Raw genomic sequence first — 25,453 nt, forward strand, 5'->3', positions numbered from 1 at the left:
TCGGACCGGTGGCACGACCTGACGCGACGCTCGGTGGCGGCATGACGGGTCTGGTCAGGTGCGGGTGGCCCATTGCTGGTTGGCGCCGCCGTGGCAGGTCCAGAGGTGGATTTTGGTGCCGTTGGTGGTGCCGTAGGCGCTGGCGTCGAGGCAGAGCCCGGATTGGACGCCTGTGATGGTGCCGTTGGGGTTGAGGTTCCATTGCTGGTTGGTTTGGCCGTTGCAGTCCCAGATGATCGCCTGGGTGCCGTTGGTGGTGCCTGCGCCGCTGGCGTCGAGGCACTTGTTGCCCAGCACCTGGAGTTGCTTGTTGGCGGTGTAGGTCCAGCGTTGCGCGGTGTTGCCGAGGCAGTCCCAGAGTTGGACCTGGGTGCCGTTGGTGGTGGTGCCGTTGGGTACGTCGACGCAGCGGTTGGACTGGCCGCCGACGAGTTGGACGTTCTGTTGGGGGCTACCGCCGCCGGCCGTGGCGTAGCCGGCGGCGGCGATGTTGGCCTGTACGGCGTTCTCGGTGGTCGCGGTCGGGTAGCCGGAGGTCAGGACGCCCTCGTAGAAGGTCCCCCGGCCGGAGACGCTGTTGTCGCCGCCGATGCCGAGCAGGATCGCGCCTTCCTTCTTCATCGGGTGGTAGCCGTTGGGACGCCGTCCGTCGAAGTAGGTCGTCAGCGCACCTGACTGGCCGTTCCCGCCTCGGATCGCCCAGTGGTTCGACTCACCCTTGACCATGGCGGTCACGAAGCGGTTGTTGATCGGCGCGATGTTGTTGTAGCCCGCGTTCACCCCGGAGAACAGCCCCCACTCCAGGTCGGCCATGATCCACGGGCCGGCCCCCGCGCCGTAGCCCCACTGCTTGTCGGCACCGAAGTAGACGGTCTCCATGATGGCGGGCGCGTCGGCCTGGCCGTCGGTCTGCGCGTTGCCGTAGTCGAAGCAGCACCACTGGTTGTAGTGCGTGCCGTCGACGACCGCGTAGATGCCCTCCGGCTGGTCGCCGGTGGCGACGCCGTTTGTGGTGTTGTTGCGGTATCCGGTGCCGGGGGCGATGTAGACGCCGTACGCCTTCTGGCCGCCGATGGTGATCGGGGCGGCCTTCGCGTCGGCGAGGTTGTCCCATCCGCCCGGCGCGGGACCGGGCCAGTAGCCGGGAGGCGCCTGGGTGAGGCGGTTGTTGCGGCCGGACTGGTCATAGATGATCGTGATGACGCATGTGGTGCTGGCGCAGAACGTGTCCTGGGTGGCGGCGTTGACCACACCGCCCGCGCCGAGAACGCCGACGTCGCGGGTGGTGTTGTCCGACGAGCGCCGGACCTGGTAGAGCGGACCGCTGTACGTCCCGTACAGGGCGCGGGTGGTGCTGTGCGCGGCCACGCACGGCGTGCCGCCGGAGGCGTAGATGTCGCACGGGCCGGTGCCGGCGGCGTGGGCGACGCCCGGCGCGGCCGAGAGCACACCGACGCCGGCGCCGAGGACGAGGCCCAGGAGGGTCCCCGTGGCGGTCGCCAGGCGACCCAGCCTTCTCGTCACATTCATCGAACTCTCCTCCGTGCGGCTCGGCGAATCGATTCGCACGGATGGTAGGACGATCCAGTGAAGACTGTCAATGAAAGGACGGTCTGGTGAACCGCAGTTTCGCCTGCGGGACACGGCGTGCCGGTGACACCGCTGGCCACCGCGCTCGGACGGTCCCACGTTCGTCCGAACCGATTTGTCGAATCGGTTCGGACGAACGTGGGCGTCCGGCGGGTACCGGTCAGCCGCCGCCGGCGATCGTGGCCGTCGGCCGCTGGGCGAGGGCCCGCCGCCCGACGACGGCGGTCACCGGCGCGACAAGCAGGACCACCACGCCGAGGACACCGAGGGTGACCAGCAGGGCGCCGGATCGCAGCAGGTCACCGGAGACCGTGATGGTGGTGGCGAGGACGGCGCCGGAGGCGACCACCAGCCCGGTGCCGACCCCGGTCAGGACGACAAGCAGCGACTCCACGCCGAGCATCCGGATGACCTGGCGTCGGGTGGCGCCGCCCAGCCGCAGCAGCGCCAGTTCCCGGCGGCGGCCGAGGATGGACACGCCGAGGGTGTTCACCACCGCGATCGCGGCGTAGGCGATCGTGATCGCGACAAGCAGCGCGTTCACGAGCGCCTGCACGTCCAGTCCGGCCCGCAGGACCCGGTCGATCTCGCTCCGACCGCCGATCGTCGCGCCTGACACGTCGGCGAGCGCCTCGCGGATCGCGGGCCGCACCGCGTCCGGGCGGCCGTCGGTGGACACGATCACCTGGGGAACGATCTGGGCGGTGGTGTGCCGCGCGACGAGTTCCGCCGGCAGGAGCAGGTTCTCGTATCCGGGCCGGTCGGTGAAGGTGGCCACCACCCGCAACTCCTCGGCGCCGCCGTCGCCGAATCGGAACGTCACCGTGTCGCCGACCTTGAGCCCGAGGTCACGGGCCGTGGCGTCCGGAACGGCGATGGTGTTTCCGGTGAGGTCCCCGAGCGAGCCGCTCACGATCGGGTTGTTGAGCACGCCGTCGGCGCCCGCGCTTATCCCCCGGACCGGCCAGGGGCGATCGCGGTGCGACGAGTCGAACGGCTGTTCGATCCAGCCGCCCGTCGTGACGAAGGCGCTCGCACCCCGGACCCCGGGCAGGGCGGCGAGCCGGTCGACGAGGGCAGGGTCGACGCCACCCGGGGCGCTCACCACCGTGTCCGCGCGGACCGTGGCGACGGCGGCGGTGGCTCGCGCGTGCCGCTCCACCGCTCCGGCGGCCAGGTTGCCGACGCCGATGCCGACGACCAGGGCGACGCACGTCGCCACGGTGGCCAACTGCGCGATCCGGGCCCGGGCGTTGTCCGCGGCGAGGGCGCCGAGGTCACCGCCGACGAGGCGACCGACGGGCCGTACGACGGCCAGCCCCAGCCGGAGGATCGCCGGCGCCAGAAGGGCCGCCGAGATGCTGCCGGCCAGGACCGCGGGCCCGCTCGTCGCGGACACCACAGATGGGCCGATCACCGCCGTGATGATGGTCAACGCCACCGCGCCGAGCCCGAACAGGACGCCGAGGACCCACCGCGCGGGCCCGACCCGCAGCCGGGGCACGTCCGCCTCCCGAAGCGCGTCGATCGGTCGCGCGCGGCGGGTGTGCCGGACCGCGCCGCGGGCCGACACCCAGACCACCAGGATGCTGAGGACGACGGCGATGAGGAACGGCAGCGGCCCGACCCGCAGTTCGAGCAGCCGGGGTACCAGCCCTCGATCGGTGATGATCCAGAAGACCCCGGCCGCCAGGGGGATGCCGAGCGGTACGCCCGCGACCGCGCCGAGGACGCCGACCACCATCGTCTCGGCGACCACCAGCCGGCGGACCTGCCGCCCCGTCGCGCCGGTGGCGCGCAGCAGGCTCAGTTCGCGGGCCCGCTGCCGGACGGACAGCCCGATCGTCGCCGAGATGACTGTGGCCAGCACGACCGCGACGATGCCGCCGAAAACCGCACCGACCACGATCGTCGGCACCCGCGACGCGGACACCGCCGGATCCTCGGCGGCTCCGCGGCGATCTCCGACCAGCCGGCGGGTGTCGGGCACGGCCCGACCGATCTGGGTGGCGAGGCGGTCCAGGTCCGCGTTCGGGTGCGGGAGGACCGCCACGGCGTCGGGTCCGTCCACCCCGCGGAGTGCGACCGCCTGGGAATCGGCGAAGAAAACGGCGGCGGGGGCGCTGGCGGCGCCCACGATCGCGCTGACCGTGTAGTCCCGGCCGGCACCGCCGACCGTGAGGCGCACCCGGCCGCCGGCCCGCAGTCCGAGGGCTTCGGCGTACGGCGCGCTCAGCGCGACCTCGTCGGCGCCGGTCGGGGCGGCCCCGGTCACCGGCGCGAACGGCCCGAGCCGGGCCGACGCCCAGTTCTGTCCGACCGTCGGCACCGGCGCACGGCCCGACGACGCGCCGCTGACCGTGATCAGGTAGACGGGAACCGCGGCGTCGACCCCCTCCACCTGGGCGATCTTCGACAGCGCCGCGCCGTCGAGCCGGTGCCGTTCCGGGTAGGGACGGTAATCGGTGGTTCGCTTGCCGTGGTCGTCGAGCATCGTGTAGCTGGGGTCGCCGATGACCACAAGCGGCGCCCCGGTCAGCCGCTGCGGCGGCGCGGCCAGCCGGATGCCGGTCTCGAACAGCGCCCCGGACAGCAGGAGCAACGCCGATCCGAGCAACGCCGCGACGAACACGGCGGCGAAGGCGGGCAGCCGGCGCCGGATGCCGCTCAGGATCATCGTCCGCATCAGCGTGCCCCGTTCGGCGGGACGGCGGACAGCAGCGCCAGTTGTTCGGCGACGCGCTGCGGCGAGGGCGCGTCCATCCGGCCGGCGATCCGGCCGTCCACCAGGAAGACCACCGTGTCCGCGTACGAGGCCGCGACCGGGTCGTGAGTCGTCATCATGACGGTCTGTCCCGAAGAGTCGACAGTCTGCCGCAACAGCCGCAAAATCCGATGTGCGGTGGTCGTGTCCAGCGCGCCCGTGGGTTCGTCGGCGAACAGCATCTCGGCCCCGCCGGCAAGGGCGCGGGCGATCGCGACCCGCTGTTGCTGGCCGCCGGACAACTGGCCGGGCAGGTGATGGCGGCGGTCGGTCAGCCCGACGTGCTCGATCGCGCGCGCCACCGCGTCGTCCGCGCGCCGCCCCGCCAGCATCAGTGGCAGCCCCACGTTCTGGACGACGTCGAGGGTCGGCATCAGATTGAACGATTGAAACACGAACGCCACCCGCTCGCGCCGTAACACCGTCAACTGGTCCTCGGACAACCCCGCCAGCGGCTGGTCGGTGAGCGTGACCGTGCCCGACGTCGGCTCGTCGAGCCCGGCCGCGCACTGCATCAGGGTGCTCTTGCCAGAGCCGGAGGGGCCCATCACCGCGGTGAAGGTGCCGGGCCGTAGTTCGAGCGTGAGCGCATCAAGCGCCCGGACACCATGTTCGCCGTCGCCGTACACCTTCGTGACGGTCTCCATCCGGACGGCGATCCGGCACCGCCCCCCGACCCCGTTGCTATTTCCCATGTCAGAGACGCTACTGCCCCCCTGGCCTGGGGATCCATCGTGCCGCCATCCCCATGGAAGGTGGGGTTTTCCCCACCCGCGCCGTAGGTGGATCATCCGGCGACCCGGCGCGCGTCAGTCGTCAGAAGACGCGCGTCCGGCGCGCACCGGACCGAAGGCCCGCGATCGGGCCGACGGCGCCGTCCCGTCCGGGTTGCCGGGGCGCGCCCGACAGGTCGACGTCCATGACGGCGGGGCTGCCGTCCACCTCCTCGAACTCCGCGTCGGCGCAACGGACCCGTGCCAGATCCCGCCCCGTGATCACACCGACGCGGGCCTCGTCGAACGCTTCGGGGAGATCGGTGACGAGCCAGAGCGCGCCATCCTCGTCGACAACTGTCGCGCTCGCGGCACCCAGTGACCGGGGCTCACGCTCACCGTCGAACGGCCGGGCGCCCGCGGCGTAGGCGTTCGCGCGGGCGTACACCGGTTGTCTCACCGCGACGTACTTCTTCTGGTCGCTTGGCGGCTGGTCGGCGAGGCGGGCCAGGTACTCCTCGAACGACGCGGGATGGCCGTCGTATCCGGCGGTGCCGGCAAGCGGTGGCCCCTCGCCCTCCGGGACCGCGCCGTAGGCCGCGCCCGGGTCGCCGCCCACGAAGAGGTTGCCCACGTACCTGTCGTCGCCGCCGTAGATCACCGCGTACCCGGCGACCTGGGTGCTGTGCGGCAGGTGGTACGGCGTCGCGCGGTCCAGCACCGGCTCCAGCCGCACCGTGCCACAGATCAGGTTGTGCACGAAGGCGCCGCCCTGGCTGAACAGCTCCAGCGCGGCGGGCGAGCCGAAGATGTTGTGCTCGACCAGGTAGGGGCCGTGGCTTACCTCGACGAAGAGGTCCCGGCAGTTGTCGTGGTAGACGTTGCGGGAGACCCGGGTGCCCTGCGCCTGCCAGTCCAGCCAGGTGCCGAGCGAGCAGTCGTGGATCCGGTTGTGCCGGATCACCACGTCGATGGCGGCGTGCAGCTTGATGCCGGCGATCTCGTACCCGTAGAACTCGCGCTTCACGCCGATGCGGTAGATGTGGTTGTTCTCGATCGTGGAGAACGCGCATCCGAGGTGACCCACTATCGCGTTCTGGCCGCAGTCGTAGATCGTGTTGCGTCGGATCACGTGCGAGCCGATGTGCTCCCGGTCCCACCCGATCTGGCGGGCCGCGAAGACCGACTCCAACTGGTACTGGTAGCCCGGCTTGTCACCGCGGAGAGCCGAGTGGTTCTGCCCGGTCGAGCCCTCCTTCCCGATCGAGATCGCCGAGCACTTGGCGTCATGGATCACGTTGTCCTCGATGACCCACCCCTTCGCCCAGTTGGGCCCGATCAGGCCCGGCTGGTCGGCGGTCGGCGGCGCCCACGGGCTGGCCGCGTGCGCCAACTCGAAGCCACGGACCGTGAGGTAGTCCAGGTGCGGCTGTTCCGGGTAGAAGACGCTGCGCCGCACATTGATCTCCACCAACTCCGTGTTCGGGTCGGCGCCCTGGAAGTTGGCCCAGATCGTCGTCCGCTCCCCGACCTCGGCATACCAGACGAGTTGCGTCTGGTCGGGATCGCCGACCGGACGGGTCATCCCGGTCCAGTCGTCGACGACGTCGGTGCGCCGGGGTGGATCGTCGACCTCCGCCCGGCTCGCCACCTCGAAGAAGCTCAGGCCGTTCAGATAGACGTCGCCGAGGTGCCGGCGCGGCGCGCCCTTGGCGTACACGATCCAGTCGCCGGTCACCTCCTCGGCGAACGGGTTGAACGAGCCGAACAGCGCGTTGTCGACGACCGCCCGCCACACCGTCCCGCCGAGCGGCTCCCAGCCCGTGACGCGTTCCGATCCCTTGATCACCACGTGCTCGCCGGGCGCCGCCTCGTAGGTGATGCGGCGGGAGTCGCTGAGGCCGCCATGGCGTGGCTTCACCCACTCGCGGTACTCCCCCGCGTGCACCACCACCGTGTCACCGGGCTGCGCGACGCCGGCCGCCCGGTTGATCGTCCGGAAGGGCCGCTCGGCGCAGCCGTCGGCGCGGTCCGAGCCGGTGATCGCCACATGGAATACGGATGCCATCCGGGGAGCCCTCCTCGACGGGTGGTTCAGATGTCACGCTTGTCCACACTCTACGCGGAGATCGAAGTGCGCAGATGTCATAGCCGCTCGCTCGTCCACATCGGCAGGTCGAGCCGGGACGGGTGGGCGCCGTCGTGGGAGATCTCCTGATGCGCCCGTACCGTGATGGTGGCGGTGGCGGCCGGTTCGCCGCTGCCCGGATTGCGGGCGTAGCGCGGATGCGCTCCGGAGCTAACCTGCACGGCGACGCGGTGGCCGGCGGCGAAGCGGTGGAACGCCGGCCACAGCGGCACCTCAAGCTCGACGAAACCGTCCGCGTCGGGCCGCGGGTCGGTAGCCGCGGCCCCCACGCCGCCGACACGGCGGATGCCGTCGCACACGCTCACCGAGCGACCGTCGGGGTGCACGTCGCAGAGCCGGACGAACACGTCCGCGCTCGCTGCCGTCGAGCGGAACCGGACATGGGCGATCGGCTCCCCGGCGAGGACGACAGCGTGATCAAGCGGTGGACCGCGGAAGACGACCACGTCCGCACGGCGTTCGTGGGCGCTGTTGTCGACCGGCCCGGAGGCCGGGCCCATGCCGGGACCGCCGAGCGCGGGTGTGGGCCGGTCGGGATCGTAGGTGTAGCGGGTGCTGCCGCCGGCGGGGACGGCCGTGTCGAGCAGCCCGTACGGATGCAGGTACCACCGCTGCGCGGCGGTGCCCGGCGGTGGCCACCCGGGTAGGTCGTGCCACTGTTCCGCGCCGGTGAGGAAGGCGCGCACGGGCGCCGGCCGGGCCGCGGGCGCGCCGGCGAAGTGTTCCCTGAGGAACGCGATCGACTCGGCGAGAAACGGGCTCTGTTCGCTGCGGTGGCCCCACGGGCCGATGGTGAGCCGCGGCGGGCGACCGGCCGCGGCGAGTTGGGCGTAGTTGCGCAACTGCCAGGGAAGGAAGATGTCGTACCAGCCGGCGGCCATGTACACGGGCGCGGTGACGTCGGGCACCGACGCGGTGTGCGACTGCCGGGCCCAGTAGTCGTCGGAGAGCTGCTCGTGGGCCAGCCAGTCCTGGTACCAGCCGATCGGATGGCCCGCCACCGCGGTGTCGCCGCGGGACAGGGGCAGCACGTCGAAGGCGTCGGCCAGCTTCCGGTCCGGCCGCCGCGCGAGCCGCGCCCGGACCAGGGCGCCGCGAACGCCCCGCAACGCCATCAGGCGCGACCAGCCGAGCGAGCCGCCGAGCGAGAAGGCGCCGTTGTTCCAGGTGACCGCGCCGAAGTCGGCCATCGTGACGTTCAGGCACAGGGCGTCCGGGGCGTTCCCGGGGTCGTCCCGGCACATCCGACCCGCCACCGCCCACTGGGTGTAGCCGAGGTAGCTCTCGCCGTACGTGGCGACCGTGCCGGTGAACCAGGGCTGGCGGCGTACCCACCGGTGGGTGGCCATGCCGTCCCGCTGCTCGTCGAGCTGCGGGCGGAAGCGGCCACCGGAGCCGCCGGTGCCCCGGCAGCTCTGCACCAGAACCGTGAACCCCGCGCCCGCCAGCGCCGGCGCGTGGGTGAGGGAGCCGTGCCGGCCGTACGGCGAGCGGACGACGACGGTGGGCAACGGCGGTTCCGCCGCGACGGCCGGCAGGTAGAGGTCGGCGAGCAGCTCGACGCCGTCGTCCATCGGCACGCGCAGCCCGCGGAGAAGCCGGCCGTACGGTCGGCGGCGGAGGCTCGCCATCACCTATCCTCGGGCGGGCTGTGCGGATGCGCGCCTTGTCGCATGCCGGCGTCGTGCCCGTACGAGAGGGAGCGGAAATGAACCCGATCCTCCCGGGCTTCTGGCCCGATCCGAGCATCTGCCGCGCCGGTGACGACTACTACCTCGTGTGTTCGAGCTTCGAGTACACGCCAGGTGTGCCGATCTTCCACAGTCGTGACCTGCTCAACTGGCGCCAGATCGGCAACGTGCTCGACCGCGCCGGCCAGCTCGGGTTGCCCGCCGACACGTTGGCCTCGCGGGGCATCTACGCGCCGACGATCCGCTACCACGACGACCGGTTCTGGGTCGTGACGACGAACGTCACGCTCGGTCGGCACCTGATCGTCACGGCGACCGATCCGGCCGGCCCGTGGTCGGATCCGGTCTGTCTGGACCTGCCCCACGTGGACCCGTCGCTGGCGTGGGACGACGACGGCACCTGCTGGATGACGGTGTCCGGGGTCGAGTCGTACCGGATCGACCCGCGTACCGGAGAGGTCTTCGAAGGGCCGGTGCCGATGTGGTCGGGAACGGGTGGCCAGTATCCCGAGGCGCCGCATCTGTACCGGGTCGGCGACTGGTGGTACCTGCTCGTCTCGGAGGGTGGCACGCACACCGGCCACGCGGTGAGCGTCGCCCGCGCGCGCTCGCCGCGCGGGCCGTTCCAGCCCGGACCGGCCAATCCGATCCTGACGCATCGCGGCACCGACCGGCCGGTGCAGGCGACCGGACACGCCGACATGGTCGAGGCCGCTGACGGCAGTTGGTGGATGGTCCTGCTGGGCATCCGCCCCCGGGGGCAGTGGCCGCCCTACCACGTTCTGGGGCGGGAGACGTTCCTGGTTCCGGTGCGCTGGGTCGACGGGTGGCCGGTGGTCGATCCGGTCTCGTCCGGGACCGACCCGGCGGGGACGGGCCGGTGGGCGGACCGGGACGACTTCGACGACGAGCGGCTGGGGGCACAGTGGATCTCTCCTCGTAGCCGGCCCGCCTCGGCCTGGTCGTTGACCGACCGGCCCGGCTGGCTGACCCTGCACGCGACAGGCGACAGCCTCGACCGGAGCGGCGCCACCATCGTCGGCCGCCGCCAGCAGCACCATGACTGTCGCATCAGCGCCCGCGTCGATCCCGGCTCCGGCCGATCCGGCCTGACCATCAGGATCGACGAGGCCCATCACTACGACCTGGAACTCGCGCGGGGCCAGGCCCGGGTCATCGGCCGGGTCGGGCCGTTCCGCCAGGTGTTCGGGGAGTGTCAGGTGCCGGCGGGGGCGGTGACCGTGGCCGTGAGCATCCGGACCGCCGACGTGCTGCCCCCGACGGTCACCTCGTCCGACGGTCTCGCACAGGCCGGCCTCGTGGGCGTCATGGCTGCCGGCAGTGACACGATCAGGTTCGAGGTCGAGACCGGAGACGGCTTGTCGCACCTGGCGGAGCTCGACGGGCGCTACCTGTCCACCGAGGTCGCCTCCGGCTTCACCGGACGGGTCATCGGCATGTACGTCACCGAGGGAACCACCAGGTTCGACTGGTTCGACTACCGGCCGGCCGGCTGACGGGACCGCCCGGGACCTCACCCCTTGAACGCGCCTTCCATGATTCCCTGCACCAGACGACGCCCGACGAAGACGAACAACACAAGCAGCGGAATGGTGGCCAGGAAGGAGCCGGACATGGCCAGGCCCAGATCGATGTCCCGGTTCTGTTGCAGTGCCTTGATGGCGATCTGGACGGTGTAGTTCTCCGGGGACTTCAGGACGATGAACGGCCACAGGAAGTCGTTCCACGCGTAGACGAACGTGAACAGCCCCAGCACGTATGCCGCCGGGCGGACCAGCGGGAAGGCTATCCGCCAGAAGATCTGCCAGGTGGTCGCGCCGTCCACCCGCGCCGCGGCCATCAACTCGTCGTCGATGGTGCCGCCGATGTGCTGGCGCATCCAGAAGATGCCGAACGCGCTCACCAGCCCCGGGACGATCACCGCCTGAAGGCTGTCGACCCAGTTCAACTGGGAGATGATCAGGTACTGCGGTACCACTGCCAACTGCGCCGGCACCGTCATGGTCAGCACGACGATGAGGAACAGCGTGTTGCGGCCGGGGAAGGACAGCTTGGCGAAGGCGAAGCCGGCCAACGCGCAGAGCACCGCCTGGCCCACGGCGATCGTGGTGGCGACGATGAGGCTGTTGAGCAGGGACTGCACGAACGGCACGATGGTGAAGACCAGATCCGCCAGGTGCAGGAAGTTGCCGCCGGGTGTGATCGTCGGGGGGAGACTCGTCGCGGTGGCGGAGTCCGTCGTCGCCACCACGAACATCCAGTAGAGCGGAAAGACGCTTACCAGCGCCATGACGGTGAGCAGCGCGTACACCAGGATCGGGACGCGGTTGGCCGAGCGCCGCCTGGCCCGCGTGGGTGCGGCGGTCGAGGGTACGGGCTTCACGGGCGCTCCGAACGGATGCGGGTGGCCAGCAGATAGTTGAGTCCGGCGAACGCCACCACGATGACGAAGAGCGCGACGCCGACCGCCGCGCCGTAGCCGAAGTGGAACTGCCCGAAGGACTGCTCGTAGAGATAGAGGGTGACGGTCTGACACTGCCGGGCCGCGCCGCACGTGAGTCCGCCAACCGGGTTGGCAAGCAGCGGCTCGGTGAAGACCTGTAGCCCGCCGATGGTCGACGTCACGACGGTGAACACGATGATCGGCCGTAACGAGGGGATGCTGATGTGCAGGAACTGTTTCCAGCCGCCCGCGCCGTCGGCGGCGGCTGCCTCGTACAGTTCCCGGGGAACCGCCTGTAGCGCGGCGAGGTAGAGCAGTGTGTTGTATCCGGTCCAGCGCCAGGCGATCATCGTGGCGATCATGATGTGGCTGCCCCACAGCGACGCCGTGAAATCGATGTGCTCGAAGCCCAGCAACCCGAGGAACCAGTTGATCATGCCGTAGTCCCGGTCGAACATCTGGGCGAAGACGATGGTCGTGGCCGCCACCGAGGTGACGTAGGGAACGAGCACCGACATCCGGAACAACGCGGCCAGCCGCAGCCGCGCGTGGTTGAGCAGGTGCGCCAGGCCGAGCGCCAGGAGCAACTGCGGCACCGTCGACAGCACCCAGATGCTGAACGTGTTCCGCAGCGCCCCCCAGAAGCGCGGGTCGTGCAGGAGTTCGGCGAAGTTGTCCAACCCCACGAAGCGGTGCTCGCCGATGGGGTCCCAGTCGAACAGGGAGATGTAGAACGTGAACAACAACGGGAACAGGCCGAAGACCACGAAGAGCACGAAGAACGGCGAGATGTACGCGTACGGCGCCAGGAACTCCCGTGCGCCGTGCCGGATCCGCCGCCTGCGATCGGGCCTCCGGACGTCCGGTGGGACCGTGGCCGGGGTGAGCATGGTGGTCAAAGCATCACCTTCCCGAGGTGCGGCAGCCGGACCGAGTCCGGCCGCCGCACATCAGCCCTCCGTCATTCGCGTACGGCGTTCTTGACATTTGTCAGCGCGGTGTTCCAGGCGTTGGCCGGGTCCACCTTGCCCTGCTCGACGCTTGTGAGCGTGTTGAGGAACTCGGTGCCGGTGGGGCCGTCCTGCGGGCCGAAGTAGAAGGGCTTGATCCCCACCACCGACTGGGTGTAGATCTTGCCGATCGGCGCGTTGCTGAAGAACGGGTCGGTCTTTCCGACCAACTGCGGGTGCGTGTAGACCGACGGCGTGGTGGGCAGCGATCCCTGCAACAGGAAGTGCGCCAGTTGGCCCTGCGGCGACTGCATCTCGGAGATGTAGTTCCACGCCGCTTTCGCGTTCTTGGCGCGCTTGGGGATGGCGAGGAAGCTGCCACCCCAGTTCCCCGAGCCACCGGGAATGGTCGCGATGTCCCACTTGCCGTCTGTTTCGGGAGCATTCGTCTTCATCTGGCTGAGCATCCACGACGGTGAGCACACCACCGCGTAGTCGCCCTTCTTCATGGCCGCGGTCCAGCCGGACGAGAACGACCCCTGTTTGGCGGAGATGCCGGCGGCGTATGCCTTCAGCGCCACGTCGAACGCCGCCTTGACCTGCTCGTTGTCGTAGTCGAGCTTGCGGTCGGCGCTGTAGTAGCGCTGGCTGCCCTGGTTGACCGCCTGGAAGAAGACGCTTGTCGGCGTGTTGTCCACGAACGGCTTCCCGGTCTGCTGGACGTACTTCTTGCCGACGTTGATGAACTCGTCCCACGTCGGCCAGAGCTTGGCGACCTCGTCCCGGTCGGTGGGCAGGCCGGCCGCCTTGAACAGATCGGTCCGGTACGCGACCGCCAGGCCGCCGACGTCGGTCGGCACGCCGATGATCTTGCCGTCCGTGGTCGTCGACTGCGCCATCACCCAGTCGAGGTAGTTCCCCTTGATGTCGCCCGCGCCAAGCGTGGTGAGGTCGACGAAGTTGTCCGCAGACTGCATGAACTTCGGCAGGTCGTCGGCCTGGATCAGCACCAGGTCGGGCACCTTGCCACCGGCGAGCGCGGCGGTGAGCGCCTGCGCGGTCTCGGTCGTGCTGCCCACCTCGGTGAGCTTGACGCGCACATCCGGGTGCGCCTTGGTGTAGACGTCGACGTCGGCCTTCTGGTTGATGTTGGCAAACGACCAGAAATCGAAGGTGTTCGGGTCGGATTTGCCATCTGATCCCCCACACCCGGCGAGGAGGAGCGCGAGGGTGGCGAAGACGGCTGCGGTGGTCCGGACGCGTTTCAACGGCCCTCCATCGGTGATCGTGAGCGGCGGCGGTCGGGTGACCGCGGCGAGTCAGGGCGACGGGTTCTCACAAGCGGGGACGCGCGGGCAGAAGCCGACGAGTGGCCGCACCGACGAGTCGGCTCGGTCCCGTCGGCGGCGAGATCGTCGCCTCCGAAAATTATCGAGGAATTTACATGTGATGATTCGTGGGCTGAGGCTACTAAGCGCGCCCGTCATCCGTCAATGACCTCGCTGCCAGCGAGAGCGTCGGACGGCAGTGCGGCTTCCCGACCGGCACGGCGCCGAAAGTTTCGGAACAAGGAGCGCGACTCCGCGCGAAGAAAGCCACCGGCAGCCTCTCGCGCGCTCTTTCGGATACGATGAGCTACATCCGCCCATGTCGATGAACGCCTGGGATCGATCGATGACCGCTACCCGAGCGGACGACGCGTCCGCCCTGATGCCGGACCCGGGCCGGGCTCAGACGCTCGATGAGCTCACCGCGGCATTGAGGTCCCTGAAGGTCTGGGCCGGAAACCCGTCCTACGAACGGATCACCAACCAGGTCAACACCGCGTGGCGGGCCGCCGGTCGCCCGGCCAGCGAGTTGACCAAGCGGCCCACGGTCGTGGACTGTTTCAAGCCCGGTCGGCGCCGGTTGAACGCCGACCTCGTCACCGCGGTCGTGCAGGCCCTGCACCCGGACGAGGGATACGTGCACCAGTGGCGCCAGGCGCTCCGGGTGGTCGGCGGGGAGGCCCGGGCCGCCGCGGTGGTGCGGGTCCAGGACCGGCTGCCGCCCGACCTGGCCGGGTTCACCGGCCGTGCCAGCGAACTCGACAGGCTCCGGCACGCCCTCACCCACGACCGACACGCCGACGGGGCGACAGCGGTCGCGGCGATCGAGGGGATGGCCGGGGTCGGCAAGACCCGGCTCGCCGTCCATGCCGGGCACCTCCTGATCCGGGAATCCCGCTTCGATCGGGCGCTCTTCGTCAACCTGCGCGGATTCTTCCCCGACCCCGCCCGGCCTCCCGCCGATCCGGCCGCCGTCCTGGACGGCTTCCTGCGCCTGCTCGGCGTACCGGCACACGAGATCCCCCACGATCTGCACGCCCGCACGGCGGCCTACCGCGACCGGCTCACCGGCACCCGTACCCTGATCGTGCTGGACAACGCCGCCGATGTCGACCAGGTCCAGCCGCTCCTCCCCGAGGTTCCCGGCTGCCTCACCCTGATCACCAGCCGGCGGATCCTGTCCGACCTGCGCCCAACCACGCGCCTGGTGGTCGACGTGTTCGCCGCGCGCGAGGCCGTCGACTATCTCGTCCAGGTCGTCAGCCAGGTCCCCGCCGGCGACGATCCCGACGCGGCGGCGCGCATCGCCCGGCGCTGTGGCTATCTCCCGCTTGCCCTCGACCTGACCACCGGACACATCCGGGCCACACCCGGCTGGACCCTCACCGACCACGCCGACCGGCTCGACGAACGCCACCGCCAGCGACGCCTGGAAACCGGCGTCGAACTCGCCCTCGACCTCTCCTACCATCATCTGCCCGCCGGCCAGCGCCGGCTGCTGCGGCTGCTGGCGCTGCACCCTGGGCAGGACAGCGACGCCTACGCCGCCGCCGCCCTGACCGGCACCGGCCTGGACACCACCCGCGCACACCTGGACCACCTGTGCCGCGACCACCTCCTCCAGCAGTCCGCCTCGGGCCGGTACACGTTGCACGACCTCGTCCGGGCGTTCGCCATCACCCGCGCGCACGACGAGGTCCGCCCCGCCGACCGCCGGGCGGCTCTGACCCGCCTGTTCGACCACTATCTCGCCACCGCCGCCGCCGCGATGAACGCGCTCCACCCCGCCCAGGCGCATCTTCGTCCGCACATTCCGCCGACCGGCACGCCCGCCCCCGACCTGGCCGACCCGGACTGCGCTCTCGCCTGGCTCGACGTCGAGCGGCCCACCCTGGTCACCGTCGCGGTCCACACCGCCGGCAACGGCTGGCCCACCCACACGACACGCCTCTCCCGCATCCTGTACCGCTACCTGGCCGGTGGCCGTGGCAGCGATGCCGTGACCGTCCACAGCCACGCCCACCACGCGGCCCGGCAGACCGGCGATGTCACCGAGCAGGCCCACGCCCTGACCGACCTCGGCGTGGCCCACCTCTGGGTCGCCAGGTACGAGGCCGCCGTCGAACACTTCACCGCGGCCCTGCACCTGTTCCGCGAGGCCGGGCACGAGTTCGGGCAGGCCCGGACCCAGACCAACCTCGGCGTCGCCGAACAGCGGCTGGGCCACTACCGCAAGGCCGCCGCCCACTTCAGGCGGGGCCGGACCGCGCACCTGCTCGCCGGCAATCAGATCGGTCAAGCCCTCGCGTTGAGCAACCTCGGCGATGTGGAACAGCGGCTCGGCCACTACCGCGGGGCCGCCAGGCACCTCCGAGAGGCGCTCGCCCTGTACCGACAGAGCGGGGACCAGGCCGGCGAGGCGGTGTCGCTTGCGAACCTCGCGGAGGTCGACACCCGATCGGGCCGGTACGAGACGGCCGCGGCGAACCTCGCCCAGGCGCTCGTCCTGTTCCGTCAGGCCGGTCACCGCAACGGCGAAGCCTGGACCCTGGACGGGCTGGGCACCCTCCACCGCCACCTCGGGCAGCCCGTCGAGGCCGCCCGGCACCACCGGCAGGCCCTGACGATCCTGCAGACGACAGGCGACCGGCACGGCGCCGCGTGGGCGCTCAACGGGCTCGGCGAGGCCATGCTCGCCGCCGGCCACGCCACCGACGCGCTCACCCAGCACACCGCCGCCCACGCCATCGCCGCCGAGATCGGCGCCCGCGACCAGCAGGCCCGCGCCCAGGCCGGGCTCGCCGGCGCCCACCGCGCCCTCGCCGACCCCGACCGGGCCCGTGCCCACTACCGGCACGCCCTGACCATCTACACCGACCTCGGCACCCCCGAGGCCGACCAGATCCGGACCTGTCTCGCCGCCCTCGACGACGCGGACGCCCGCACCTAACCGCGAGGTCTCCGGGGATGCCCGGTCGGTGGACCCATCCCCGGAGACCGCACGTTCCCTGCCGACCGGGGTTACCCGCCGGCCCGGCCACATCCCGCCGGGGAACACGTCGGTGTCGGGCAGACCGGACGGGTGTCTCCGGGTACGCAGAACGGCGGCTGCTGGGGGTTGGCGTCGACATCCGGCCGCTGGAGTCCGACATAGACGATGGCGGCGTACGCGCTGCCGAACACGCCGACGTCCAGGGTGCACGTGTCCAGCCACAGCGTGTTGACCTGCCTGTTGCGGCAGACCTCCTGCGCCCACGCGCGGGTGGTCGTGCTCAGGTTGCCGGCGTAGAACGGCGCCGTCGGGTTACCCGGGGTGACGGCGGTGCAGGGTTGCAGCAGGGTGGCCGACGGGCTGACCCGCCAACTGTTGCCGAACGTCTCGTAGAGGGCGGTATGGGTGACCGGAACGCGCAGCGGGTTGCCGCCCCTGACATCGAGGTAGTGCGGGTCGTCGTTGGGGTTTCCCAGGAGGCCGCGTACCGTCGACGCCCCGGGTCCGACGCCGACGCCCAGGTCGAGGTATCCGCTGTTGGCGGTGGCGCGGACGCTGTTGCCCAACGGGTCCGTGAAGGTGTACACGTTGTTGACCCGGTCGATCGCCACCCCGTTGGGCAGCAGCAGTGAGTCGCCGGCCGGCAGGCTGGTGGTGGTGCCGTTCACCACCAGGCGGGTCCCGTCGCACAGCGCCAACCTCGAGGTGCCCATCCGCATGGCGACCGACCGGTTGACCGAGGTGTTGGGCCAGTTCGGGGCACCTGACGCCTTGCGGGTCTGCACCTCGAACGTGGAACCGGCCTGCGCCTCGACGAAGTCGCCGGCCGCCTGGAAGTCGTAGAACAGACCGCCGAAGGTGTACTCGTGGGTGTCGCCGACGGCCAGGGCGACGCGGCAGGCCGACGGCGCGGCCGGCCCCTGGACCGACTCGTTGATGACGACTGCCGGCGCCGGAGTCGACGGAACCGGACCCGGAGGTCCGAAGTTGAGGTTGTTCCGCTCGCTGCTGAAGCCGAAGTTCTGGCAGCCGGGCTTGACCGGGCTGCCGTCCTCGACAGTCGTACGGACGTTGAAACTCGCCTCCGGATTGAACCTGGCCGTCGCGCCGTGGCCGTAGCCGAACACGTTGAACTCGACCTGGGTCCACTCCGACGCGGGCTCCTGGGGCGCCGGCGGCAGCACGTGGAGGACGCCCACCCCGGTGGACGAGTAGATCCGGCCCGCCCCGTCGTTGAAGGTGGCGGTGTCGGTCTCCTGCCCGTCGGCAGCCGTCGTGACCGCGCCGTCAAGTCGCAGGGCCGGCCTCGCGATGCTCTGGATCGACAGGTAGGGAAGCTGGACCGCCTCGGACTTCCGGGTGCAGTGGACTTCCCCGTCGTCCGCGACCTCGGTCCACCCGGACGGGCACGGCTGGCCCTGGTCCGGGTCCGGGTTGTAGTGCAGCAGCCAGTACTCGACGTAGAGGCGGCTGGGGCTGGGATCGGGATTCGGATTGCCGCCCTTGGTGCCGTCGTTGGCGAACACGAACTGCTTCCAGCCCCGGCACAGGCCGGCGGTCGGCGACCCGTTGCACTCCTGGACCCTGAGGTGGTTGGTGTTGAGCTGGAACGAGTAGCTGCCCGCCATCGTCTGCCCGCTGGGCTCCCCGGGCGGGGCAGCCTGCGGGACGCTCGTCACGCTCAACAGGTTCTGCTGGTTCACCTTCTCGAAGCTGCCGTACGCGCGGGTGATCGGACCGGCCCCCGTGGGCCTCTCCGTCACGATCCCGATCCCGCCGCCCATGTCCCGCCGCGGAGCCTGTTCGAGGTTCGGGGCCATCGGGGCCGACGGCGGAGCCACGCACCCGGTCTCCTGCCAGGCCACATCGGGATAGGCCGCGGTGAAGCACCCCTGCGCCGACGGCCGCGGTATCTTCACCATCCTGGCGTGCCAGGTCCGCAGATCCCCCTGGCTCGCCGGTGTAGTCTCGCCGCCGCTTGTGTACACCCCCATCCCCACCAGGACCGCCGCGATCGTGATGCCCGCGAGCCTGGATCGGGACCGGCGTTCCCGTGGTAGCAACCTCATCATCGTTTCCTCCCACCGCCTGACGCCCGCTCTCGGGACGGGCCTGGCTGATGAGCGTCGCGCGATGTCGGGCCGGGCGGGGGAACCCCATACAAACCCATACCCGGGTTCCCCGCCCGGTCAGCGCGCCGGGCCGGTGCTCTCCCGCTCGACGAGGTGGAAGGCGGGCTGGCTGCACGTGCGCCGGCGGGCCCGCCTCGCCCTCGATCCGGACCGCCATCCGGCCGATCGCACGCTTGTCCGGGGCGACGGTGGTCAGGGTGGGATTGCTGAAGCGCCCCTCCTCGATGTCGTCGATGCCGGCCACCGCCACGTCGTCGGGCACTCTCCGGCCGCTGCGGGTGAGCGCCCGCAGGGCGCCGATCGGCCGCCCCTCACACCCACCGCCAGCCGCCAGCGGCGCTGCTCGGCCCTGACGGCCCGTCCGATGGAGACGGCATGACACGTCCCGATCCCGTCCGCCTCGCCGCACCCCTACTGGTCGTTCTCACCCTGTTCGCCGGCCTGCTCACCGCGCCGGCCACGCCGGCGCGCGCCGTGCCGGCCAAGAACCCGCCGCTCACCACTCCCTGGACCGCCCAGGCTCTCGCCGGCACGCCACTGCCGGACTATCCGCGACCGCAGATGACCCGGCCGGACTGGCTCAACCTGAACGGCGAATGGCAGCTCCGCCAATCCGCCACCGACGACGCCCCCCAGTTCAACACCGATCTGCCCGAGCGGATCAACGTGCCGTTTCCGGTGGAGAGCGCGCTGTCCGGGGTGCAGCGCGCCGCCGGCGACAACCGCAACCACCTGTTCTACCGACGGACCGTGACGGTGCCCGAGAGCTGGAACGGACGCCGGGTGCTGCTCCACTTCGGCGCCGTCGACTGGCAGACCACCGTCTGGGTCAACGGCGCCGCGGTCGGTGGCCACACCGGCGGCTACGACGCCTTCACCTTCGATGTCACTCCGCAGTTGCGGGGCGGCGCGAACGAGATCGTGGTGAACGCCCGCCGCTGGTCGCCCGATGATCCGTTCCTCTACGGCCTGCGCGTCACCCTGCGTAATGCCGCGGGCGGTCAGGTCGACCGGACCACGCACTACTTCGGCATGCGCGAGATCAGCACCGGCGTGGTCAACGGCGTCCTACGACCCAAGCTCAACGGCCAGTTCGTCTTCCAGACCGGCACGCTGGACCAGGGATTCTGGCCGGACGGGCTCTACACCGCGCCCACCGACGCCGCGCTCGCCTTCGACCTGCAGAAGCACAAGGATCTCGGCTTCAACATGGTGCGCAAGCACATCAAGGTCGAGCCGCAGCGCTGGTTCTACCACGCCGACCGGCTCGGGTTGCTCGTGTGGCAGGACGTTCCGTCACTCACCGCGCAGGACATCAACGCGACAGACGCGCAGCAGGCGCAGCTTGAGGTCGAGGCGCGCGAGATCGTGGACGAGCATCGCAGTTCGCCGGCCGTCGTCACCTACACCGTCTACAACGAGGGGTGGGGGGAACGCGCGCTGGCCGACACCCGCCGGGTAGCCCAGAATGTCAAGAACCAGGACCCGACCCGGCTGGTCAACGCGCACAGCGGCTACAACTGCTGCCAGTCGTTGGGCAATCCCGGCAACGGCGACATCGACGACTGGCACGTCTATCTGGGGCCGGACTCGCCGGTGCCGTCGAGCAGCCGGATCGCCGTGCTCGGCGAGTTCGGCGGCCTGGGCCTGCGCGCGCCCGGACACGAGTGGAGCCCGAACGGCAGCTTCTTCGCCTACGAGTGGCAGCCGAACTCCACCGCGCTCACCGACCGCTACGTCGGCCTGGTGCAGGGCACGCAGAACCTGATGCTCGGCAAGGGGCTGAGCGCCTCGGTCTATACCGAGATCGCCGATCAGGAGGGTGAGCTGAACGGATTCCTCACCTACGACCGGCAGGTGGTCAAGATGGACCAGGCCCGGGTACGGGCCGCCAACCTGGCCCTCATCAACGCGTCGCGGTCGGTCGGCAGTTCGGTGCCGGTGGCGCTGCCGCTGAACAGCAGGCGATCCTTCCAGGTGACGACTCCCGGGTTCACCAACCGCTTCCTGCGGCACCGGGACAGCCTCGCCTACACGGAGGTCGTGGACGGGAACAGCTCGGCGTTGCTCAGGAACGACGCCACGTACACGGTCCGGGCGGGCCTTGCCGCCGCGGCGTGCTATTCGTTCGAGTCGGTCAACTTTCCCGGGCAGTTCCTCCGGCACCAGGACTCGCGTGTACGCAACTCGCCGGACGACGGCTCGGCGCTGCTCCGCGCGGATGCCACCTGGTGCGCCCGGGTCGGGGTCACCGGAAGCGGGGTCTCGTTGGAGTCCTACAACTTCCGCGGCAGGTACCTGCGGCACTACAACTCCGAGGTCTGGTTGAGCAACGGCACGGGTGGCGAGGCGTGGAACTCGCCCGCGCTGTGGGCCGCGGACAGCACCTGGAACATCACGACACCCTGGGCGCCCTGAGAACCGATCGAACAACATCTATTGACAAAGAATGTTTACCGTTTCAGGCTGAGAGCGCTCTCTCGCGCCCGTGGCACGGCGCGACGCCGCACCGACCGGAAGGAGTTCGATGACCAGGACCATGGCGCTGCTCACCGCCGCGACGCTCGCCCTGCCGATTCACGCCGCCGCACCACAGGCTGCTCACGCCGCCCCCCGGGCGGAAGCACAGGCGTCCGGCCTGCCGGCCGGCATGGCCGCGGCGATGCGCCGCGACCTGCACCTGACCGACGACCAACTCGCCGCCCGCCTCACCACCGAGGCCGCCGCGGCGGTGGTCGACCGACGGCTGCGCTCCCGCCTCGGCGCCCGGCACGCCGGCTCGTGGCTGGACCCCACCGGTCCCCTCACGGTCGCCGTCACCGATGCGTCCGCCGCCGCCACGGTACGCGCCGAGGGCGCCCAGCCCCGGCTCGTCTCCCGGACGCTCACGAGTCTCACCTCGGCACGGACCACGCTCGACCGGCACGCGCGCAGCCATCCGCCAGGAGCCGCCGTGCGCGGCTGGTACGTGGACGCCGCCGCCAACGAGATCGTGGTGCGGGTCGCGCCGGGCCAGGAGCGCACGGCCCGGGCGTTCGTCGACGGCAGCGGCCTCGCCGGCGGGCTCGTCCGCTACACCACGGCTCCCGACGCGCCGCGCCCCCTGCACGACATCCGTGGCGGCGACCAGTACGTCATCAACGGCAACGTGCTCTGCTCGGTGGGCTTCGCCGTCACGGGCGGCTTCGTCACCGCCGGACACTGCGGGGCCACCGGCAGCCCCACCCGGGGGTTCAACAATGTGGCGCAGGGCACCTTCGCCGGCTCGTCGTTCCCGGGCAACGACTACGCCTGGGTCCGCACCAACGGAGACTGGACGCCGCGGCCCTGGGTGAACAACTACGCCGGGGGCAACGCTACCGTCGCCGGCTCCCGGGACGCGGTGATCGGCAGCTCGGTGTGCCGGTCCGGACGCACGACCGGCTGGCGCTGCGGCACCCTCCTGGGCAGGGAGGAGACGGTCAACTACGCGCAGGGCGCGGTCTACGGACTCAGCCGCAGCAACGCCTGCGCCGAGGGCGGCGACTCCGGCGGCGCCTGGCTCTCCGGCGACCAGGCCCAGGGGGTGACCTCGGGCGGATCGGGCAACTGCACCTCCGGCGGCACCATGTGGTTCCAGCCGGTCAACGAGATCCTCGGCGCCTACGGACTCAACCTGGTCACCACCGGCGGTGGCGGCGCCGGGACCCGGATCATCAGCAACTGGAACAACAAGTGCATCGACGTGCCGAACTCGAACTTCTCCGACGGCATCCCCCTGCAGACCTGGAACTGCAACGGCACGGCGGCGCAGAGCTGGACCTTCACCGGCGGTAGCCTGCGCACGCAGAACAACATGTGCATGGACGTCGCCTGGGGCTCCCGGGACAACGGCGCGGTCATCCAGATCGCCACCTGCAGCGGCAACGCCGCGCAGCAGTTCGTGTTGTCCGCCGCCGGGGACCTGGTCAACCCGCAGGCCAACAAGTGTGTCGACATCAAGGACTGGAACGGCAAAGACGGCGCGCGGTTGCACCTCTGGGAGTGCGGCGGCACCGCCAACCAGAAGTGGCGCACCGGCTGAGCCGCCGGCCCTGAGACGGCGCCCCGCCCCGCCCGGTCCGACACGGGCCGGGCGGGGCGATCGTCGCCGACGATCAGCCGATGCGGAACTGCTCGCCGTAGACGGCGAACACCAACGGCGTGTGCAAATCGAGGTTGCCGTTGGTGAGGAACACCCGCTGGGCGGTGTCGACGCGGGAGGTGTCCGAGTGGGCCGCCTCCTTCTTCATCTCGATGACCCGCTCGTCGAGGAACGCGTCGAGCCAGGTCCGCTCGTTTCCACCCTGTGCCGGGGGCTTCGCCCGGGCCAGCGCGCGGCTGCGGATCTGCCGCATACCGTCGTACCCGTGCATGACCGACGCGTCGTAGTAGGCGAACTGGCCGAGTGCCCGGACCCCGTCGTTCCTGCCGTCACGAACCGACGGGTTGAAGTAGACCCGGTCCCGTTCGGCCTCCTGCGCGGCCCGGAACACCGGGTCGGTAGCGGCGGCGCGCCAGTCGCGGGGGTAGTTCGGATCGAGGCCCGCGTGCGACGCGCTGCCGTTCACGGCGCGCAGCGCCGGCAGGTAGCCGGCCAGCACGTGGCCGGGCCTGGCCTTCGTGTACGCCTGGACCAGTGCGAGCATGTCGCCGGTGCCGGAGCAGAAGCCGATGAGGCCGGCGGTGTAGCCGCGACCGTCGCCGATGTCCTCGATGTAGGAGAACCGGGCGCGCCAGTCGAGCGAGGAGTTCTCCGCCGCCGAGACGAGCTGCATGGCGACGTCCTTCTTCGCCGGGTCGTCGAGGTCGGTGGGGGTCGGGACGGTAGGGCTCGGAACGGTGGCGGTCGAGACGGTGGGGGTCGGGGTGGGCGTCGCGGCGTCGGCCGGCGGCAGGACGTATCCGGCCGCCGCGATGCCGATCAACAGGGCACCCGCGACGTGGGTGCCTGTTCCTCCGCGCAGCATGGCGTCCTCGGGAAGGGGGCAGGTGCTTCGGTTCAGGCCACGACAAGTATGCGACGCCCGCAGACGTACGCCAAAGTCACCGGGCAGCAGGTCAGGGCAGCGCCTTCAGGAACGGTCCGTGATTGAGCCGGAACTCCCACGAGTAGTAGCGGTCCCAGTTGATGGACCAGGTCATGAGGCCGCGGAAGTCGGGGTTGGTCCCGCTGCGGGGTGCGTACACGCCACAGTTCTGGCCTCGGACGAGGCAGGTCACCGCCTGTTGCACGCCGGCCGGGGCGAGGTAGCCGTTGCCGGCGCTGGTGGAGGAGGGCGCGCCGAACGCGACCTGGTCCTCGCGCAGGGCGGGGAAGACCGCGTTGGCGTTCCCGGCGACGGGGAAGCCGGCCAGCAGCATGTCCGTCATCGCGATGTGGAAGTCGGCGCCGCCCATGGTGTGGTACTGGCCGTCGAGCCCGACGATCGGGCCGGAGTTGTAGTCCTGGACGTGCAGGACGGTGAGGATGTCCCGCAGCGCGTGGATCACCGGCAGGTACGACCCGGCCCTGGGGTCCTGGCCGCCCCACGGGCCGGAGCCGTAGAACTGGTAGCCGAGCTGCACGAAGAACGTCTCCGGGGCCATCGTGAGCACGAAGCCGCTTCCGTAGCGCTGCTTGAGGGTGCGGATCGCTGAGATCAGGTTCACCACCACCGGGGTGGTGGGGTTGCGGAAGTCGGTGTCGCCGGTGTCGAGATAGAGGGAGTGGCCCTCGAAGTCGATGTCCAGGCCGTTGAGGCCGTACCTGTCGATGATCGCCGACACCGAGCGGACGAACGCGTCCCGGGCGGCGGTTGTGGTGAGTTGCACCTGCCCGTTCTGGCCGCCGATGGACAGCAACACCTTCTTGCCCTGCTGCTGCTTGGCGCGGATCGCGGCGGTGAACTGGGCCTCGGTCTCCAAAGTGGGGCACTCGGCGGCCGGGCAGAGTTGGAAGCGGATGTCGCCGGAGGTGACGGAGGTGGGTTCGCCGAAGGCGAGGTTGACGATGTCCCAGTCGTCGGGCACGTCCGCCATCCGCAGGTACCCGGCGCCGTTGGCGAAGCTGGCGTGCAGGTAGCCGATCAGGGCGTGCTTCGGCAGGCCGGTGCTCGGCGGGCTGGTGGGCGGCGGGGTCGTCGGCGGCGCGGTGGTGGGCGGCGCCGTGGTCGGTGGTGGTGTCGTGGGCGGCGCGGTGGTCGGCGACGCCGTGGTGGGTGGTGTGCCACCTCCGCACGGCGCGCCGTTGAGCGTGCAGTCGACTGGCGCGCCGGAGCCGGTGGCCAGAAGTCCGAACGACGCCGACGCGCCGGGGGCCAGGGTGCCGTTCCAGGACCGGTTGGTGAAGGTGTGTCGCTGCCCGACGCTGCTGACCGTGGCATCCCAGTACGAGCCGAGGGTGGTGCCCGCCGGCAGGGTGAAGGCGACCTGCCAGCCGGTGATCGTGCTCGGCCCGCCGTTGGTGATGGTGTAACGACCCTCCCAGCCGGTCCCCCAGTCGGAGGTCCTGGTGAAGGTGGCCGTCGGGCCGGCGGCCAGGGCTGGATGAGCGAAGGTCAGGGTCGCCGCGGCGGCGGAGACCAGGGCCGCCACGGCGGCCAGGAACGGTGTTCGGAATCTACGCGCCATCCGGTCCTCCCGAGGTTTGCCCGACCGAGGTCTATCGACGGACGGGGTCT

At 70.6% G+C, this 25,453-nt stretch carries 15 protein-coding genes and 1 pseudogene; 4 read left to right on the top strand and 12 right to left on the bottom strand.

Annotated features, from left to right (window positions below):
- Positions 1-54: 54 nt before the first annotated feature.
- The 5 genes from SM450_RS22155 to SM450_RS22175 all read right to left on the bottom strand — a co-directional run bounded on the left by SM450_RS22155 (position 55) and on the right by SM450_RS22175 (position 8,847).
- Complete coding sequence (locus tag SM450_RS22155; RefSeq protein ID WP_474621671.1) at positions 55-1,530, bottom strand: arabinofuranosidase catalytic domain-containing protein; 1,476 nt, start codon at positions 1,528-1,530, stop codon at positions 55-57.
- 220 nt (positions 1,531-1,750) lie between these two features.
- Complete coding sequence (locus SM450_RS22160) at positions 1,751-4,276, bottom strand: FtsX-like permease family protein (RefSeq protein WP_474621672.1); 2,526 nt, start codon at positions 4,274-4,276, stop codon at positions 1,751-1,753.
- Positions 4,276-5,049, bottom strand: a complete 774-nt coding sequence (locus SM450_RS22165) for an ABC transporter ATP-binding protein (protein ID WP_474621673.1) — start codon at positions 5,047-5,049, stop codon at positions 4,276-4,278. The genes SM450_RS22160 and SM450_RS22165 overlap by 1 nt, the downstream gene beginning before the upstream one ends.
- Before the next feature lie 121 nt (positions 5,050-5,170).
- Positions 5,171-7,135: a right-handed parallel beta-helix repeat-containing protein gene (locus SM450_RS22170; RefSeq protein ID WP_474621674.1), complete on the bottom strand. Its 1,965-nt coding sequence runs from the start codon at positions 7,133-7,135 to the stop codon at positions 5,171-5,173.
- Positions 7,136-7,212: 77 nt separating this feature from the next.
- The gene (locus SM450_RS22175; protein WP_474621675.1) at positions 7,213-8,847 is read right to left on the bottom strand and encodes a CocE/NonD family hydrolase; all 1,635 of its coding nucleotides are present in this window, start codon (positions 8,845-8,847) and stop codon (positions 7,213-7,215) included.
- A 77-nt stretch (positions 8,848-8,924) separates the two neighbouring features.
- Here SM450_RS22175 and SM450_RS22180 point away from each other — a divergent pair, with 77 nt between their 5' ends.
- Complete coding sequence (locus SM450_RS22180) at positions 8,925-10,424, top strand: glycoside hydrolase family 43 protein (RefSeq protein WP_474621676.1); 1,500 nt, start codon at positions 8,925-8,927, stop codon at positions 10,422-10,424.
- Between the two features lie 17 nt (positions 10,425-10,441).
- Here the strand turns inward: SM450_RS22180 and SM450_RS22185 are convergent, their stop codons facing one another.
- From SM450_RS22185 to SM450_RS22195, 3 genes are all read right to left on the bottom strand, one after another.
- Positions 10,442-11,311: a carbohydrate ABC transporter permease gene (locus tag SM450_RS22185; protein WP_474621677.1), complete on the bottom strand. Its 870-nt coding sequence runs from the start codon at positions 11,309-11,311 to the stop codon at positions 10,442-10,444.
- Positions 11,308-12,261 carry a carbohydrate ABC transporter permease gene (locus SM450_RS22190; RefSeq protein ID WP_474621727.1) on the bottom strand — a complete coding sequence of 318 codons (954 nt, stop codon included), beginning with the start codon at positions 12,259-12,261 and terminating at the stop codon, positions 11,308-11,310. Before SM450_RS22190 ends, SM450_RS22185 begins: the two co-directional genes overlap by 4 nt.
- Positions 12,262-12,332: 71 nt before the next feature.
- Positions 12,333-13,589, bottom strand: a complete 1,257-nt coding sequence (locus SM450_RS22195; RefSeq protein ID WP_474621678.1) for an ABC transporter substrate-binding protein — start codon at positions 13,587-13,589, stop codon at positions 12,333-12,335.
- A gap of 406 nt (positions 13,590-13,995) precedes the next feature.
- On the opposite strand from SM450_RS22195, the gene SM450_RS22200 reads away from it, so the two are divergent.
- On the top strand, positions 13,996-16,599 hold the full coding sequence (locus tag SM450_RS22200) for a tetratricopeptide repeat protein (protein WP_474621679.1): 2,604 nt from the start codon (positions 13,996-13,998) through the stop codon (positions 16,597-16,599).
- A gap of 71 nt (positions 16,600-16,670) precedes the next feature.
- Here the strand turns inward: SM450_RS22200 and SM450_RS22205 are convergent, their stop codons facing one another.
- Positions 16,671-18,404, bottom strand: a complete 1,734-nt coding sequence (locus tag SM450_RS22205) for a hypothetical protein (protein ID WP_474621680.1) — start codon at positions 18,402-18,404, stop codon at positions 16,671-16,673.
- A 493-nt stretch (positions 18,405-18,897) separates the two neighbouring features.
- Positions 18,898-19,182 (bottom strand): annotated as a pseudogene (locus SM450_RS22210) (substrate-binding domain-containing protein); the annotation flags it as partial.
- Here SM450_RS22210 and SM450_RS22215 point away from each other — a divergent pair.
- Both SM450_RS22215 and SM450_RS22220 read left to right on the top strand, forming a co-directional pair.
- On the top strand, positions 19,149-21,191 hold the full coding sequence (locus SM450_RS22215) for an AbfB domain-containing protein (RefSeq protein WP_474621681.1): 2,043 nt from the start codon (positions 19,149-19,151) through the stop codon (positions 21,189-21,191). The pseudogene SM450_RS22210 and the gene SM450_RS22215 overlap by 34 nt on opposite strands.
- 109 nt (positions 21,192-21,300) lie before the next feature.
- Positions 21,301-22,836 carry a ricin-type beta-trefoil lectin domain protein gene (locus SM450_RS22220; RefSeq protein ID WP_474621682.1) on the top strand — a complete coding sequence of 512 codons (1,536 nt, stop codon included), beginning with the start codon at positions 21,301-21,303 and terminating at the stop codon, positions 22,834-22,836.
- Between the two features lie 73 nt (positions 22,837-22,909).
- Here SM450_RS22220 and SM450_RS22225 read toward each other — a convergent pair whose 3' ends face one another.
- Positions 22,910-23,761 carry a chitosanase gene (locus SM450_RS22225; RefSeq protein ID WP_474621683.1) on the bottom strand — a complete coding sequence of 284 codons (852 nt, stop codon included), beginning with the start codon at positions 23,759-23,761 and terminating at the stop codon, positions 22,910-22,912.
- A gap of 91 nt (positions 23,762-23,852) precedes the next feature.
- Positions 23,853-25,403, bottom strand: coding sequence for a chitinase (locus SM450_RS22230; RefSeq protein ID WP_474621684.1), 1,551 nt, complete (start codon positions 25,401-25,403; stop codon positions 23,853-23,855).
- Positions 25,404-25,453: the final 50 nt, after the last annotated feature.

It is taken from the genome of Micromonospora marincola (genome assembly GCF_056150385.1).